13 protein-coding genes are annotated in these 16,968 nt (G+C 42.0%); all 13 read right to left on the minus strand.

Annotated features, from left to right (window positions below; all coding sequences use genetic code 11):
- Nucleotides 1-102 precede the first annotated feature (102 nt).
- Nucleotides 103-1,554 (minus strand): MFS transporter, encoded by a 1,452-nt coding sequence (locus LUCIF_RS14800; RefSeq protein ID WP_122628661.1) that lies wholly within the window; start codon nucleotides 1,552-1,554, stop codon nucleotides 103-105.
- A gap of 90 nt (nucleotides 1,555-1,644) precedes the next feature.
- Nucleotides 1,645-2,361 carry a sulfite exporter TauE/SafE family protein gene (locus LUCIF_RS14805; RefSeq protein WP_165866013.1) on the minus strand — a complete coding sequence of 239 codons (717 nt, stop codon included), beginning with the start codon at nucleotides 2,359-2,361 and terminating at the stop codon, nucleotides 1,645-1,647.
- Nucleotides 2,362-2,480: 119 nt separating this feature from the next.
- On the minus strand, nucleotides 2,481-4,580 hold the full coding sequence (locus tag LUCIF_RS14810) for a substrate-binding domain-containing protein (protein ID WP_122628663.1): 2,100 nt from the start codon (nucleotides 4,578-4,580) through the stop codon (nucleotides 2,481-2,483).
- Between the two features lie 86 nt (nucleotides 4,581-4,666).
- On the minus strand, nucleotides 4,667-5,836 hold the full coding sequence (locus tag LUCIF_RS14815; RefSeq protein WP_122628664.1) for a diphosphate--fructose-6-phosphate 1-phosphotransferase: 1,170 nt from the start codon (nucleotides 5,834-5,836) through the stop codon (nucleotides 4,667-4,669).
- A gap of 39 nt (nucleotides 5,837-5,875) precedes the next feature.
- A complete protein-coding gene (locus LUCIF_RS14820; protein WP_122628665.1) occupies nucleotides 5,876-7,153 on the minus strand; it encodes a glucose-6-phosphate isomerase in 1,278 nt (425 codons plus the stop codon).
- On the minus strand, nucleotides 7,153-8,004 hold the full coding sequence (locus tag LUCIF_RS14825) for a class II fructose-bisphosphate aldolase (protein ID WP_122628666.1): 852 nt from the start codon (nucleotides 8,002-8,004) through the stop codon (nucleotides 7,153-7,155). Before LUCIF_RS14825 ends, LUCIF_RS14820 begins: the two co-directional genes overlap by 1 nt.
- Nucleotides 8,005-8,054: 50 nt before the next feature.
- The gene (locus LUCIF_RS14830; protein ID WP_122628667.1) at nucleotides 8,055-9,488 is read right to left on the minus strand and encodes a lactate racemase domain-containing protein; all 1,434 of its coding nucleotides are present in this window, start codon (nucleotides 9,486-9,488) and stop codon (nucleotides 8,055-8,057) included.
- 13 nt (nucleotides 9,489-9,501) lie between these two features.
- On the minus strand, nucleotides 9,502-10,422 hold the full coding sequence (locus LUCIF_RS14835) for a triose-phosphate isomerase family protein (RefSeq protein WP_122628668.1): 921 nt from the start codon (nucleotides 10,420-10,422) through the stop codon (nucleotides 9,502-9,504).
- Nucleotides 10,423-10,885: 463 nt separating this feature from the next.
- Nucleotides 10,886-12,256: a sugar porter family MFS transporter gene (locus tag LUCIF_RS14840; protein ID WP_122628669.1), complete on the minus strand. Its 1,371-nt coding sequence runs from the start codon at nucleotides 12,254-12,256 to the stop codon at nucleotides 10,886-10,888.
- A 115-nt stretch (nucleotides 12,257-12,371) separates the two neighbouring features.
- Nucleotides 12,372-13,433 carry an aldose epimerase family protein gene (locus LUCIF_RS14845; protein ID WP_122628670.1) on the minus strand — a complete coding sequence of 354 codons (1,062 nt, stop codon included), beginning with the start codon at nucleotides 13,431-13,433 and terminating at the stop codon, nucleotides 12,372-12,374.
- An 84-nt stretch (nucleotides 13,434-13,517) separates the two neighbouring features.
- Nucleotides 13,518-14,864, minus strand: a complete 1,347-nt coding sequence (locus LUCIF_RS14850; RefSeq protein WP_122628671.1) for an L-fucose/L-arabinose isomerase family protein — start codon at nucleotides 14,862-14,864, stop codon at nucleotides 13,518-13,520.
- A gap of 30 nt (nucleotides 14,865-14,894) precedes the next feature.
- The gene (locus LUCIF_RS14855; RefSeq protein ID WP_122628672.1) at nucleotides 14,895-15,749 is read right to left on the minus strand and encodes a class II fructose-bisphosphate aldolase; all 855 of its coding nucleotides are present in this window, start codon (nucleotides 15,747-15,749) and stop codon (nucleotides 14,895-14,897) included.
- Nucleotides 15,750-16,205: 456 nt separating this feature from the next.
- The coding region (locus tag LUCIF_RS26120; protein WP_165866014.1) for a hypothetical protein at nucleotides 16,206-16,968 on the minus strand (763 nt) is incomplete at its 5' end.

Genomic DNA, 16,968 nt, shown 5'->3' on the forward strand with positions numbered 1-16,968 from the left:
ACACACTGGTGTCATTAACCCCGTCCCCCTAACAGTTTTCAGACAAAACTCCTGCCCAAATTCTACATATTGGAGCAGAAGTTTATTTCTTTTTGCACATTTTTATTGTCGATTTTTTGAAACTGACAATCCAACAGTAACTAAGCTGATGGCAACCAAAGTCAGCATAACTAACCGAAACCCATACAAAAAAGCCGAGTCGTAAAGGGACAAAGAAGTTATACCCGGCTCCAACGGATGATTCGTCATATAATGCTGTTGGGCAAGCATAAGCAACAAGCCGGATAAAGCGACTCCAAAAATTAGGCCCAGAGAACGCATCATGTTGAGGATACCACCCGCTACCCCCAGTCGATTTTTAGGAACGCTGCACATAATACAGCTATTATTGGGAGGAGTAAACAATCCCATACCTATGCCCAAAGTAATTAACGCCCCCCATAGGATATAGGAATTGGCGAGGTGGTCTATTGATGACAGCAGCAATGTTGAGCAGGCGCAAGCAATCATGCCGGAAGTGGTCATGATTTTCGCCCCGTATTTATCGGCTACATAGCCGGAAATAGGCGCCATAGCTGCCATCGCTACAGGAACTGCAGTTAAATATAAACCAGCCATAGCCGGACTTAGTTTTAGAATCCTTTCAAAATAGAACGGCATAAAGAAAAGTACGGCAAACAGAATATAGTAAGAAAATAATCCCATTAGGTTTCCTGACGAAAAGGTCCATTGCCGGAATAAACTTAAATCGATCATTGGGCAGGCAACTTTTCTTTCGACAATCAAGAAAGCTGTCAACAATACGACTGCTATCGAAAAGTAGCTGATGATAGTAACAGATGTCCATCCCGCTCTGCCGGCCTGGTTAAAACCTAAGATCAGAAAAGCTAAGCCGGTCGAAAATGACAAAGTACCCCAGTAATCAATTTTTTCTTTTTTGTGGACAGTACTCTTGGGCAGAATGTACAGCGCGGCGATAGTACCGACAACGCCAATCGGTACGTTTATGTAGAAGATGGATCGCCAGCCGATTGTTGTAATTAAGATTCCGCCCAAAAATGGTCCGATGGCCATAGCAACCGCCTGGGTCGCCCCCTGCAGACCAATAGCCCGTCCTAATTCGTTCTCTGGGAATGCCTCGGTGATAATTGCCACCGAATTGGCTTGCAGCAATCCCGCGCCGATAGCCTGTACAATCCGGGCACCAATAAGAAAGCCGGCAGTTGAGGCCATGCCGCACAAGGCGGACCCAATTACAAAAATAACGAACCCCATATTATATAACTTTGTCCGGCCCATCATATCTGCCAAACGGCCAAACAAAGGCAAAAATATGGTCAAGGTCAGCATGTATGCCATAGCAACCCACTCGATTGTGGCCAAATCCACTTGAAAACCATTTTCAAGGGTGGGCATCGCAACATTGACAATGCTGACATCCAGAGCCGACATGGTTGCACCTACGAGAACTGTGGACAGAATAAACCACTTCCACTTCGGATGGCGGACAAAATAAGAAGCGGGAAACGATCCTAGGAACAACATTTGCTTCATATAGCACCTCTTTATATACTGTATGATCTTAAATCTGCCTCAATATAGGCGATTAGACCCGGAAATTAATTGTCATAATCAGGTCGCAGATTATTGCACAATTTGCCATATTCCACGACAAATTGTTACCACCGCACTTAATAAAACGACTCCCAAAACAATTCGCTGAAAATTATTTTTCTTTATTAAAGAAAATGCTCTGTCGCCCAAACAGTGACCAATCAAAGTTGCAGGAATAGCAACCCATAGGTAACTACTTAAATGCGTTATTTGTAAATTCCCCGAAAAATAAAACATGATTATGGTAATAATATTGCTTAACAAGAAAAAACGAGCCAAATTTGCCCTGATAACTTCTTTTTCTTCTTTTTGACTCATCATATATAAAATTACCGGAGGGCCGCCGAGACTGGTTGTAGCTCCTAAAAAACCACTAAAAAAGCCGGCTCCCATTTTAGCTAGCGTATGGTTAGCCATATTAATATTTACTTTAGAATTCATAGCTAAAGTAACAAGAATCAGCACAATTCCAATAAAAATTTCTAAAATATCATCATTAATTATTCCCATTACAGTTGTGCCGGCATATGTTCCAATAATACTTACTGCAAAAAGAATACCGATTTTTTTAAATTGGCCCTTGCTTAACGTTTGGCATATCATTATTACAATAACAATAGTCGATATCAAAAGATTGAAGACAACCATATCTTTCGAGTTCATTACCAACATAAGCAGGGGTGCGGCAATCAAAGCAAAGCCAAAGCCGGTCATCGCTTGCAGGAGTCCGGCGAGTAATGTTACCATAAAAATATATAGCATCATTAGCAACAAATTTATTCATCTCCAAATAAGGTTCGATAAAACCGGCCAGGTTAAAGATTGCCTTGTGTCAATGATTACTCGCTATAGCGGACGAATCGCCCTTATGCATCTTTTAAGCTCTCCCCATAATTGCCGGTAACGGCAGAAACATTAGCTTTATTAATTTCGTATGTATCCAGAAGCTCAACATCTTTCAAGGTTTTTCCACGGCTAGCCTCATAAATCCGGTTAAGTGCTATTTCTCCAAAGATATCCTGCCGCTGCGCCAGGATGGCATCCAACACCCCTGCCTTTATAGCCGTAAGATTGCTGGGCGTGTTATCAAAGCCCACAATCTTTTTCCCGGTTAAATGACCTTTTGGGGCCAGTTTTTCTATGGCCTTAGTAAATAAATTAGCGTTGAACCCTGCTATAAGGTCACATTCCGGCTGCTGCTTAATTACCTTTTCGATAGCCATCGCTTTTTCGTCGGGATCAAGAAAGCCAATTTGCGATGCTACAATTCTAATATTGGGATATCCGGAAAATACTTCCCTCGCCCCGCGGATTCGCTCTTTCATATTTTCACTGGTATCATTCGGCGCGCTTAAAATTACATTCCCACTGCCCTTAAGATGCTTGGCGATAATCTTGCCCATGTTTTTACCTGCTCCATAATTGTCCGTGCCAATATATGATAACCGTTTGCTTCCTGGCGCATCGGAATCAATACAGATGGTTTTAATCCCTTTGGCAAGCAATCTGTCAATCACATCGGCTACGCCTTCTTTCGTCGCCGCAACAAGAAGTAGATAGTTTATATCCGTCATTTCGAGTTCCTTAAGAATTTTAAGCTGCGCTTCCAAGGTTGATTGCAGGGGGTATTTCACTACCAATTCATAATCATATTTTTCTGCTGTTTTAATTGCATTCTCGACCATTTTTCGTTGAAATTCGTTATTTTCCGGACTGGCTGTGACCAAGGCTACTTTCGTCTTTTGTTCAATCTCTTCCTCGATGTCATATCTTTTTATATATAATTCCGTATCGCTGACTGTATCTTTTAGTTTTTCGGCCAGATTATAGAGTATCTCTTCTGCATGCTTCAATTGCATGCTCATCGAAGCAGATTCTTCACTTGTCGCTGCTGATTGCTGCGCTACGGCTGCGATGTTAATGACTGCATCGGTCAATATATTTTTCATATCCCCCAGTTCTTGCATATTATCCTTTACAACTTCCTGCTGTTCAGCCACTTCCCTAACACTCCGGGTAATGGTGGCAAAGGCGTCGCTTACCGTAGCAATAAACTTCATCTGTATCTCAATTTTTTCCCCGGTTGTCTCTATCAACTCTGTTGTAGATTCAATTTCGGTCTTAATGGAATTTATAATTTGGCTGATCTGTTGTCCTGACTGAAAACTTTGTTCCGATAGTTTTCTAATTTCTTCGGCTACTATGGCAAATCCCCGGCCTGACGTTCCGGCACGGGCCGCTTCAATCGAAGCGTTTAGCGACAACAGGTTGGTTTGATTGGCAATACCGGTAATTGTCGTTACAATGACATTGACATTATTCGCACTTTGTTTTAGCTTTTCCACCCTGTCGATCACGTTTAAAAAGACTGTCTGGGTCTCTTTACTCTTTTGAATGGTTTCCTGTACATTTACATTTCCTGAATTACTTTCATTTAGCAGTAATTGCATTTTATTTTCCGTTTTTTCTACGGCAGTACATACGTTGTCAAATTTACCGGAAAGAACCGAAATGGTCCGCAAACAGGACTCCGTATCCCCAGCTTGCGCTTCAGCGCCTTTTGCCACCGCGCCGGTTGCAGTCAGCATCCCTTCCGACAGTTCCACGGAATCATTCGCCGTTTCACTCACGACATTTGCCAACTTGGCAATGTCTTTCACTGCCTTGCGAAATTTCTTAGTAATCAAGATAAACTCATTAAAAATATACTGAATATCCTCATGTTGCTGGTGAGTACTCACCAGCTTTTTTCTTAAATTTCCCGTTTTTATTAATTGAGTCACTTCATTAATGCCTGTATTTCCATCTAGCTTGAGAACAAATCGCTTGATTATCATGTAAAAAAAACTTAAAACTACAAAACTTTGAACTATATTTATTATTTGCCTGCTCTCAACAAACCAAATAGTAACTAGTGATAATAATAGCAACATAACAGAGACGGCAGTAACTTTTTTATTATCCATACTTCGCACTCCTACATCTCAGCATCTTGTCAGCTACTAGGACGGGAAACAGTTATCGGCTAGCCAGGCTCGTTACACTTGCAACTTTATCTAAAGTCTGTAAACTGCGGCAGCGCCTCACCAATGAGCGGTTGACAATACTCTATAAACGCCTCGGTAATATCGTTTCCTCTGTCATTAATAAAGTTATCGGGCATCTTTTTTTCATGCATCATTACTTCTTCTATCGGTATAAGGATGGTGTTACACTTATAGGGAGAATTAGAAACCCGGGAAAATCCGACCATCTTCCCTGATTCTCCTTTTAGCAATGCTTTAACCGCGCATACTCCTGCAAATTTCGCCTCTTCCCGGTCTATAAAAGATTGATAGGCAATGGATGCCCGGCCAAAGATTCCCGGCTTTTCACTTCTTGCTTTTATGCCTAATTCCTTAACAATCATTAAGGCCAAGTGAGCGCTTACATCACCGAAATATACACTGCGTCCCTGCGTAAATAACGGCGGTACAATGGATTCCCCTTTTTCATTTTTTAGCCCTTCACTAACAACAACGACTACACCGCCAAGCTTGTCATAAAGTTTTTTGACATCCTGCAAAAATTCCATTTGATTAAATGGCCTCTCAGGCAGATAAATTAAATGGGGAGCATCCTCTTTATTTTTTCTGGCCAAAGCGGACGCAGCCGTAATCCATCCGGCATTTCGGCCCATTGCCTCAATAACGCATACATGGATTGGCATCGCTTTGACATCCTCTGCCACCTCCGCCGTGGAAGCGGCAATATACCTGGCAGCACTACCGAATCCCGGCGAATGATCTGTAATTGCAATATCATTATCGATTGTCTTAGGAATGCCTATTACGTTAATATCAAACCGTTTGGCAGCCTTATAAATTTTCCCGCATGTATCCATTGAACCGTTGCCGCCATTAAACAATAAAAATTTGATATTATTCTTGACTAGGATTTTAACAATATTTTCATAGTCTTCTTCAAACAGTTCTTTTCTGGAAGTGCCAATCGCTGAGGCAGGCGTAAACGGCAATCGTTCGATATTCTCTGCCGACTGTTTTCTAAAGTCGATAAATTGTTCCTTCAGTATACCGGCAATACCGCCTTTTGCTCCTAATATTCCGCTAATTGCTCCATGTTTTTTAGCCTCTTCAATCACACCATACAGACTGGCATTTAATACACTGGTTGGCCCTCCGCCATGGACAACAGCCAAATTTGCACTCTTTGTTTGACTCATTTCTACCTACCACCCATTTAATTATTATATCTTCCAGATTTATTTCTTCGTTTTAAGCTGGGCGAACATTTTTTCCTTATACGCTTCTACTCCGGGTTGATCAAAGGGGTTAATTCGTAATACTGAACCAGAGATATAACAAGCATATTCAAAAAAGTAAAATAGTTGTCCAAAATAGTATGGCGTCAATTGTGGTACATTAAGTACAACACAAGGAACGCCTCCTGATGAATGAGCTTGTACTGTAGCATCATAAGCCGTTTTATTCAAATAAGCAAAATCCTTACTGTCGATATACTTAAAACCGTCATCATCAGACTCTTCGTGAGGAACTATATATTGTGAACCCTGGTCTTCAAGATTAAGAAAAGTCTCAAATAAGATCCTTTGGCCTTGTTGGATATACTGGCCTAATGAATGGAGATCCTCTGAAAAGGAACAAGCCGTTGGATAAATGCCTTTACCCGCTTTCCCTTCAGACTCGCCAAAAAGTTGCACCCACCATTTGGAAAAATAGGTAAACAAGGGTTCAAAATGGGCCAAAATCTCAATATGATAGCCCTTGCTAAGTAAAATATTTCTAATTACCCCATACACCACAGCGTCATTTTTCGTTATCTCCTGCGTGTGTATTCTATTTTTTATGGCCTTGGCTCCCTGTAACAGCTCATCGATATCGATTCCGGCCACAGCGATTGGCAAAAGGCCCACGGCAGACAAGACCGAGTACCTTCCCCCCACATCCAGGGGAAATGGCAGCAAAGTATATCCCTTTTTTCTGCCTAGCATCTCAAGACTACTATTATTTAGTGAGCCTGTGGCGATAATTCTTTTCCCTGCTTCTTCTTCGCCATACCGTTTCTCCATATAATTTCGAATCACTCTAAATACGATTCCCGGTTCAAGGGTTGCAAAATTTTTGGCAATCACATTGGCATATATCGATTTGCCATCTAATTTAGCCATAATTTTATGGAGATAGTTAGGTGATAAATTATTGCCAGTGTATAAAATCTCAACCTTACTATCCCCTAATGCTTCAATAAGAGCCCGTGCCCCCTGATTCGATCCGCCGACGCCGATTAGCAGAAATACATCGGCCTTTTCTCTGATCTCTTTTGCCTTTTCCTTAATGTCAGCTAACAGCTCATGGTTTGCAATCCCATCTATATTTACCCAACCCAGATCATTGCTGTTTTCTTTTACCGGTTTTAGAATTTCTTGTATAAGCGCTTTGTTTTCAGTAAGAACCTGATTCAATTCATCATTACTGATATAGGAATGCAATCTGGAGCAGTCAAGTGTTATATTTTTCATTATATTTCCTCCTTCCATCCGTTAGAAAAGAAGCGTACATAACTCTCAACCACATTGGCCACAGCCTGTTTACAAGCCTGCGGCACTCCGATTAAATCATAGGCTTCCCGGTTTCCGGTGTGCAATTGAGTAAAGGTATCCATATAAGTCACTTTAATCTCAGTGCCGATGTTAATTTTTCTCATGCCAAACTGAATGCTCCGGGCAAACTGTTTGCGGTCTATTCCTGTTCCACCGTGCAATACCAGCGGCGTCTCAGTAGAAGCGCAACTTTTTTCTAAAATATTAAAATCAAGCATTGGCTTGCCTTTATACAAGCCATGGGCATTGCCTATCGAAATAGCCAACGCATCCACACCGGTTGCCTCAGCAAAACTGGGAACGTCAAGCGGATTGGTCATTTTGGCCCGCATGACGGTCTCACCATCTTCTGCGCCTGCCAATGCGCCTAACTCCCCTTCAACGGATACGCCAACAGCCTTTGCGGCTTCTACTACTTTTTTCGTCACTTTTACATTATCCTCAATGCTCAAATGCGAACCATCGATCATAACTGCACTAAATCCCAGACGAATCGCTTTCACGCAGCTTTCAAAACTTTTAGCGTGGTCTAATAACACGACTACCGGAACCTTGGCCTGTTCCGCAAGCTGAACGACAATCTTCCCCACTTCTTCATTTCCAGGCTTGTCAAGTACCGGCGCACCAACCATGGTAATTACCGGCAGCCCTGCCCTTTCCGCCCCGGCAATCACTCCTTGGGCGGTAAATAAGTCGTAGGTGCTAAAAGCTCCGACTGCCCCTTTTTCCTGACCAGACTTTAGTACATCCTTTAAAGTTGCAATAGGCACTTTGTTATACCCTCCTTGTGTCTTGGATCAACATATCCAGAACTTATAGATTATTCTTCCTTCATCGTTAAATGAACCGCCGCTAATTTGAAACTCTTCGGCAGAGCCAGTATATTCGGATTACTTCCCACATACCTCGTTGCGTCTTGCAGTGCTTCCTCAAAGGTCGCTCTTGTTTTCATTCCCATTCCTCTTGCATATCCGGGAACCTGCGCACCAACAATGTATATTGCCGAGCAATTCATTTCCGCAATGTGTCCGCAAGAAATCATGGAAAATGTATGATAGGGATGGTATCCGTAGTTAAACCTGTATTTATCAATATATTCTTGTCTATTGGACAGAAATTCACCCTGTTTTTCCACATCCGGCAAAATATTGTTGTAGTCCTTTTGGAATAAATCATAAACCTCCCGGTAAGCAGGAAACTCTTCATCATGAAAGTATCCATTGCAAATCGATGAGCAAATAACTACGCAATTGTCTTTCAAAATCCGCTTATGCCGGATGATATTCGCAGATATTGCTTGCATCATAAGAATAGGGTTGGTGCCCATGCCGTTTCCGTAATGAAAAGCTTGCGGCATACCGAAAATCAGGACATCATACTTCTTTTCTGCGAAGGGGACATACGTCCTTTTGTCGGCAATTTCCCAGGAAAGTGGCTGAATTTCTTTGGCATATCCGGTAAATATGGCTATTTGACGTTGATAGGTGTCCAGAACTGCATCGCAAACAAAGAACTTTTTCCCCATACGCTCTTCCATGAATTGACCGATTTGATCAAACTTGCTGCGCATCATGCTATGATTACTAACCGGCGTAAAATCTTTTCCATGCATTACATCCGGCACATGATGTGACGCAATACTCTTCCAGTGTGTGATTCCCGTGGCACAGTGCTTATATCCGCCTGAATATCCGCCATAGGGATTTCCTAAAGTATGTCCGATCAAAACTGCCAAGTCCGATTCATAAACCTGCTTATTCATTATAACCCGGTTGTTATGCCGGTCATAACCAAGATCCACGAGATTTTCCCAATCCTCGCTATCATGGTTAACAATCTGATGCGAATACCAGAATCCATCGAAAATTTCTTTTCCCAATAACGATCTGATTTCTTCTTTTGTATTTTTTCGATGTAGTCCATTACTGCAGATCAGCGTTATGTCTTTCTTTTCTACGCCTGCTTTTAGGCATTCATCGATAATAATTGGAATCGCTACTTTTCTATGGGCATTAGGCTGCGTTCCACCCTTTACTCTATCCGGAAAAATAATAGCTACTTTGGATCCTCTTTTTACCTGTTTGGCTATTGGCAAAACGCCGATGGGATTTAAGATTGATTCTCTTGTGGCTTCTTCCACATTATTGATAAAAGGAGGATCCGCAACCGTTTCTCCAGGAAGAAAAATATCAGTATTCTCGGGTAATAAAGCTTCCAGGGTTCCATGCCCATACTCAAATTCAATTCGTTTCATTATTAACACTCCATTATTGTAAATATTTGTCAATGATTTTTTTCAGGTCCTCGGAATAAAAACCTACCTGCCCGGTAAAGCGGGTTAATGCAACAAGCCCGCCATCGATATTTTTCACTTGCGCAATATCTCCGGCATTTTCCTCTTTCAGTCCACCGCCATAGACAACCGCAATTTCTGAATCATATAGCTTCTTAACCTCTGCCTTAATAAAAGAGGATACAAAATCAATGTAAGCGGCATCGGGCGGTGTTTTACCCGGTCCTATTGCCCAAATCGGCTCGTAGCCGATAGCAACATTACTACCCAGCCCATTTATGGCGCCGTGCAAACCAAGCTGGAGTTGTTTTTGCAGTACCGCCTTTATGCGCCCGGCCTGTTCGGCAAATGTTCCATCCCCTCGCTCGTTTGCTGTTTCTCCGATACAGTAAAGGACCTTTAATCCTGCGCCTAATGCAGCTAAGACTTCCTTATTAATAAGTTTATTCACTGCCTCAGAAGTTGCTTCAGACGGGTAATTACCGCTGCTCTTAAGACCATGCTCCATAATATCCCGGATATTTTTCCGTTCTTCCGAATGGCCAATAATTGCCCATTCACAGCCAATTGTTTTCGCTGCTGTAGCAGGAAAAACGGTAGTGAATGCGCCAAAATTCCCGCCAACCTTAATATCCTCTCTGTGAACACCCTGACACCCGATATTTATCATTCCAGTCTTTTCGCCAGGGAATTCTTTTAACTTATTAACTGCCGGAATAATTAGCGCCTCCGGCAAAAGAAATGATATTTGAGTATTGGAAATCTCACCGAGGCCAAGGTTAATACATTCTTCCAGCACGTTTTGTATCCACTTTTCCGGTATATCCACATCGCATAATCCACCGAATTTGCGTGCAACTTCAAAGCGTTTTAAATTAACAAAAATATGTTTCATTACCAAGTCTCCTTACGGCCATCATATACTCCATATTAAAGCCATTATAAATAGCAGTAAACGCATTTCAGCTTATAGATTTCGATACTTCCTCCTCCTTCTTATAAGATAATCCCTTTTTCCTGCTGCAGAGAATAGTTAACAACTTATTTTGCAGTTTCGTATCCAATCTGTAATAATTTAATGCAAAATGCATGCCAAATTAATCATGCGGATTGTAGGGTACAAGAATAGAGTAAAATATAAGAAAAATCTCTAAATATAGTATTTACTCCTAAGGATGCACTATTTTCGCGTTCCAAATTGTAACACAGCACTGTTCCATTTTAATGCTACATACTGTAACAAAGAAAAACCGGGATAGCTCTTGGCAGAGTTCCCGGTGAACGATTGTGGTGGAATGTTGTTGAACATTTTTCATCCGGCAAAATATACATTTTCAATTGGCATTGACACAAGTTTATTAAGCGCCGACTTGATCTCCGTATTTCTCCCGGAAATGCCCTTCGATTTGTTCCAAACTTTGTCCCTTAGTTTCATATAAATTATAGTAGGTATATGCAAAACTTATCATATTTAAAACGAAGAATATAAAATAGGACCAGGCTAAACCGACACTTGATAACAGCAGCGGGAATGTAAATGCAACCAAAAAGTTTCCAAACCAGTTTGTACAAACCGCACTGCTTGTCGCCAAGCCTCTTACTCTGATAGGGAATATTTCGGAGACGTAAATCCATGCCCCGGCGCCCCACCCGGTACTAAAGTAAATTCTTACAAGGATCAAACCGGGTATGGCAACAAACATAACATGTTTGACATCGTTGCCGAATATCCATAAGGATATTGCCATTGCCAGCAGACAGAAACCGATAACAAGGCTACTCTGTTCCAAAAGTTTCTTTCTGCCGACTTTATCTACGATCTTAGCACAATATAAAGTTGCAACGATACCTAACGATGCAAAAGCGACGGTAAACCCGATTGCGTTCTTGGCGGCAATCCCCATTCCGATTAAGATTGTCGGTAAATAGAACACCATAATATTAAAACCGGTCATTTGTTGAAAGAATAAAACAAGAGAACCCATAATCAAGATCTTTTTCAAATAAGGTTTCTTAAACTCCTTCATACCGCCTTCGCTCTTGATCGATAGAATCGCGACGATCCCTTTAATCTCTTCTTCCGTTTCTTCCGGCGTTCTTGTTCTTAACAGGATTTTCCTTGCTTCATCCACGCGTCCTTTCATAATCAACCATCTTGGACTTTCAGCCATTGATACCATACCTAAAATCATAATTATACTGGGAATCACGGCTAATAAAAACATCATTCTCCAGTTTCCTGAGCTTGCCAGCGTATATCCGGCAACGGTAGATAAGACTGTACCTGTGTTTATCATTATTTGGTCAAATGTTGCCATGGCCCCTCTAATTCTTGTCGGAGCCATTTCAGACAAATACATAGGAACGATTGCCGACGCGCCGCCAACAGCAAGACCTAAGACAAAACGCCATATGATTAATGCAGTTAAAGAATCGATCCTTGATGCCCCAATTGAACCAATTGCAAATACGCTGCCCATAATAAAGATAATCGGTCTTCTGCCATATTTATCAGCCAGAGTCCCAAAAAGCGGCGAGCCGACAAATGCGCCAACAATGATTGCACTGGTAACCATGGATACTTCCATTGGGGTCATATGATATTGTGTCTTCAAAAAGACTAAGGCACTGCCAATAATTCCAGTATCATAACCAAACAAAAGTCCGCCTACAGAACCAAACAATATTATGGCAAACATGGTAGTACGTGAATAATTTTTATTTTCCACTTACAATTCTCCTCATCTTTGTATTTTCTTTATTTGGACCTGTTTTCGATGACTAACATAGTTATTGAAGCTATAGATACGATTACAAAATGAATGCCGTTACCGTTTTGCTTACCTATTCTACGCCAAAGGCATAAACGGTTTTATGTTTATATTCTTCGCCGGCTTTTAGTACAACATCAGGAAAAGTACTAATATTAGGACTATTGGGATTATATTGAGTTTCCAGGCAGAAACCGCAATGCTGCGTATATAGATATCCTTGTTTGCCAACAAACACAAAGCTATTTTTTATATTGTTACCTGTATAAAACTGCATCGCCGGCTTCGTTGTGAAAACTTCCATCGTGCGCCCGCTATCCGGTTCCCAAACCTTGCAAACACTTTGAAACTCTTCCGTTTTATCAAGAATATAATTTAAGTCGAATCCTTCGTTCTTGATAATTTGCGGAAATAAGCTATGAATTCGGTCCCCCATTCTGGTCTTCTTTCTTAAATCAATAGGGGTACCTTCTACCGGAGCGGTTTCACCCGTAGGCATGCCAAATTCATCGGTCGGGGTGTAATGACTTGCTTTCATTTCAATGAAATGATTATGGATACTACCGGAGGAATGTCCTGCCAAATTGAAATAATTATGGTTTGTCAGATTCACATAAGTGTCTTTATCGCTAACAGCATCGTACTCAATTATCAGCTCATTTTTATCGGTTAAGGCATATTTCACCGCAACATCCAAATTGCCGGGATAGCCATCCTCGTTATCCTTACTTTTGAGTTTTAGAAGCAGCTTTTCTTGCTCCTCTTCCACAATCGTGGAGGCATCCCAGACTAATTTATCAAAACCGCCCTGCCCGCCGTGCAGATGATGAACTCCCGCGTTTACATCAAGCTGATAAGTTACTCCGTTCAGGTCAAACTTTGCATGGGAAATCCGGTTGGCAAAACGTCCGACCAATGCTCCAAAGTATGGATTGCGAATGAGATAGCTTTCAATCCGGTCAAAACCCATTATGACGTCGGCGAACTGATTATTTTTATCAGGCAAAAACAGCCTGACCAGGCGCCCGCCTAAATTGGTTATTTCCAGACATAAACTGTTTTTATTGGTAAGTGTATATAAATGTACAGGTTCGCCATTCATTGCCGTGCCAAAAAAACTTTTTCTAATTGGCATTTTTTAGCTCCTTTTCTAACACGGTATTTTTTACGCCTTTCGATTCTTCGCCGTATTCGAGCGGATTTCAAAGGCGCCTATAGTTTACATTTCCAGCACTTCAATATTTAGCAATTTGCAAACAGAGATCATTTTGTCAGCGATATCGTCCCAAACAATGCTGTAATGATGAGGAATTCCCTCCTCCCAAATCTGTTCCACGATTTTAATTACCGGTGTTTCAACCTTCACATTGGCCATAACTCCCTTGGTATAGCGGTCCATATCCACGGCACAGCCCCGCAGCAAAAACAACTTGTATGTTCCGTTAATATTGCAAAATCTGGCGATGGTTACCTTTCCTTCTTTTAAGCTGCCGTAAAATGCAGTACCCTGTCCTGCCAGCGGATGATTGTTAATGCTGTATTCCCGGTTGGGATTACGCAAAGACGGAGCTGCATTGCCGCAATGCCAAAAGGTCATAATATTTTTTGCTTCATCTACATTAATCATATCCGTGATGAAGGTCGGCAAACCCGTCAAATAGTTTTGGACAATCTGGGTGATTTCCGCATCCACATCACCCTCACAGCCAATATGCACCCCGTCGTCGGCCAGACGGCCCAGTACGGCGCAGGGGGTAGTATGTAAATTCCCCATTTCAGGCCAGCATTTGATGGTGGCAAAATCATAGCCTTGTTGTTTTACTACTTCTTTTAAGGCCAGATACAACTTGGAGTGATTCTCCAAATGCTTATCAGGCAATTGATCTGTGGCATAGGCCGAGGCCATATGAGACATATCTTTTTCGTATATTTCCCGGGGAATGCTATCCATCTTATCAAAGACAACCTTCAAATCGGTTTCTTCCATACGGATACCAAAAACTTTGCGAATCAGGCTTTCATCAAAACTGCAGTTGTAAAAAGCGGTAGGACGATATCCCAGCAGTCCAAGCATGGTTCCCCGCAATTTTTTAACTGTGGCATAGGCTGACACAAGCTCGATGACCTTGCTGGCAGTAGCGGGATCCTCTTTATCGCCATAAACGGCATAACAGGTGTGACCCAATTTCTTCAAAGCAGCCGAATTCATAGTGACAGCCACCAACGCATTGGCCCACAGCCTTGTATCTTTATCAAATTCCGGCTCTTTGGGAGCCCATAAAATGATGGGAACCCCCAGTATTTCAGCCAAATAAGCAGGAGCATCGTCCCCGGTGAAGGCGCCATATACCATAACAATCGCATCCACTGCCCTGGCTTTAAAATCGTTGGCTATGGCTTCCAAGGCTTGCGGGGAATCGCCTAACCGGTCCGCTTTGATAATATTTACCTGGGCCAGCTTATCCTGCAGCCAGCTTCCGTATTCTTCCCTGCGTTTCTCAGGAAGCTCTCTTGGCCATCTCCCGGATAAGGTTGTAATAAATCCGAGGTTTAATTGTCTGCTCAAAATAATCTCCTCCTAGCTTAGCTTTAATAGTTACGCCTTCCCTTCGGAACCTGCCAGACGAATGATGCCTTTAATATCTTCGGTTAATTTTTCATTTGCATATTGCGACAACTTCCAGGAATGTCCCTGATGATCCAGCGTGTTAAGACCCTCACTGTAATGCTGCACATACTTATACCGGATTTCCGTCCCAAAGTTGATTTTGGCAATGCCTAAACTAATGGCTTTTTTTATTATGCCTTCGGCCATACCGGTACAACCATGAAGCACCAGTGGAATATCGGTAAATTCTTTCACAGCTTCGAGAATCTCTAATTTTATATCCGGTTCCCCTTTATAGTACCCATGGGCATTTCCGATTCCGATGGCCAGTGAATCCGGCTGGCAGTAAGATAAAAATTCCTTTACCTGCTCAGGGTTTACAAGATTTTTATTTTCTAAAGCCTGTCCAGCCCCATCTAAACGAAGCAATTCGCCGATTTCCGCCTCAACCGGCACATCAAATTTTTTGGCCTCGCCAATCACTTGATTGGTAAGTTTGGCATTCTCTTTAATCGACATTGTTGAACCGTCAATCATGATGGAGGTAAAGCCCAGTTCCAGGGCTTCTTTGCATATGGCGAAACTATCGCCGTGATCCAGATGAATCGATACCGGGACAGACACTTTATTGGCACACCACTTTGACACCTGGACAAACCAGTCATTTCCGGAATAGGCGCCTGTCGAAACATAATGAGCCAGAATAATTGGTGACTTTAATTCATCCGCTGCCCGGCAAACCGCCCAAATAATATCATAATTTCCTCCCTGCGTATTGATTGCCGGAATTGCATACCCGCTTTTTCTTGCCTGGTACAAGTTTTCTTTATTGGTCACCAACATCTCATTAACCCCTTTCCCGTTCAGTTGCACATCGTATTATTTTTTCCAAGCTTGATTCCTGCTAAATCTCTTTATAATTTATTAGTGCAAAAAACGTGCCATATTAATTGTTCAAAATAAATTTCAATACTGAAAACTCTGAAGCATTGAAAAATAACAAAAAAGGCCAAAATTTTAGAGAATGGGAATTAAATATCAACCTTACCGCTTTGGGCAATGTCACATATTAATGTTACTATTTGTAACACCGCTCTATTTTGGCACATTTTACTCTTATATCTCTGTAGACGGAATCTGCGGTCCCCTTGCAGCCCTGCTTTTATAGCCGGCGCAAAGGGGCCGCACCTCCCAGCATAATTATTATATTTGCCAACACAGGCCAGTTAATAGTATTTGACTAATACTTGTATAGGGAAATCTATACAGTCAAGTCTCTTTTCTCAAGACTTACTACTATTAAAAATTCAGATTCAATACAGCGCGGAAGAAATGGTTATCAGCGCCGGAGACGCTTTCCCCTGCGTTTTCCGGAATAACTCGGCTGTACTGAAGAACGGTATTGAAGGTTTTGCTGAAGGCATAGCCGTACTGAAGATCCCAGTTAACAAAGTTTAAGCCGTTTGCAGCATCACTGTTGCCGGTGGAATCTCCCATCGCCGAGAACTGGTTGGCAAAAGCGTTAGCGCCTTTATTGACATAGTTGATCGAGAAATTATGGGCTGCGGGTTTGTCGAGGTTCTGATCACCGATCGTTACTTTTATGGAATAAGCATCGCTTTTCTTGCCTGGGAACGGAATCACGCTATCGCTCGCGCTGTTTTTAATGTATTCGCTGTTCAAGCCGATATTATGGCTGAACAGATAGTTGGTGTTTACTACCGTCCATTTGAACGGATCGACTCCGAGTGATGGATTATGCAAGTCATAATATCCTAATGACCAGTCGAACTTGCCCGCTTTGGATCCTACTGACACGCTTCTTACATCCAGGGTGTTGGCGTATTTTTGCAGATTGCCTGTGGCAGAAGCGCCGTCAAAGGTAACTCCGTTGATCCAGTGGCCGAACGTTGTGGTCAGGTTAAGATTGCCAACCGGAGCTGTGGCTTTAATGCCGTCAAAACCAAGAATCAGAGAAGACATAAACACATTCTGCGCGTCAACATAGAACGATTGCCGTCCTACCGTGGCCGTTACATCATTAATTTTTGTAGTAAAGTTA

Source organism: Allolucifera butyrica (genome assembly GCF_900476375.1).
Lineage (GTDB): Bacteria > Bacillota > Negativicutes > Sporomusales > UPPP01 > Lucifera > Lucifera butyrica.

Excerpts from the sequence above, each read along its gene's own strand:
- LUCIF_RS14845 (WP_122628670.1), bottom strand. The coding sequence starts at position 13,433 with ATGCCAATTAGAAAAAGTTTTTTTGGCACGGCAATGAATGGCGAACCT.
- LUCIF_RS14830 (WP_122628667.1), bottom strand. The coding sequence starts at position 9,488 with ATGAAACGAATTGAATTTGAGTATGGGCATGGAACCCTGGAAGCTTTA.
- LUCIF_RS14800 (WP_122628661.1), bottom strand. The coding sequence starts at position 1,554 with ATGAAGCAAATGTTGTTCCTAGGATCGTTTCCCGCTTCTTATTTTGTC.
- LUCIF_RS14810 (WP_122628663.1), bottom strand. The coding sequence starts at position 4,580 with ATGGATAATAAAAAAGTTACTGCCGTCTCTGTTATGTTGCTATTATTA.
- LUCIF_RS14835 (WP_122628668.1), bottom strand. The coding sequence starts at position 10,422 with ATGAAACATATTTTTGTTAATTTAAAACGCTTTGAAGTTGCACGCAAA.
- LUCIF_RS14820 (WP_122628665.1), bottom strand. The coding sequence starts at position 7,153 with ATGAAAAATATAACACTTGACTGCTCCAGATTGCATTCCTATATCAGT.
- LUCIF_RS14815 (WP_122628664.1), bottom strand. The coding sequence starts at position 5,836 with ATGAGTCAAACAAAGAGTGCAAATTTGGCTGTTGTCCATGGCGGAGGG.
- LUCIF_RS14805 (WP_165866013.1), bottom strand. The coding sequence starts at position 2,361 with ATGGTAACATTACTCGCCGGACTCCTGCAAGCGATGACCGGCTTTGGC.
- LUCIF_RS14855 (WP_122628672.1), bottom strand. The coding sequence starts at position 15,749 with ATGTTGGTGACCAATAAAGAAAACTTGTACCAGGCAAGAAAAAGCGGG.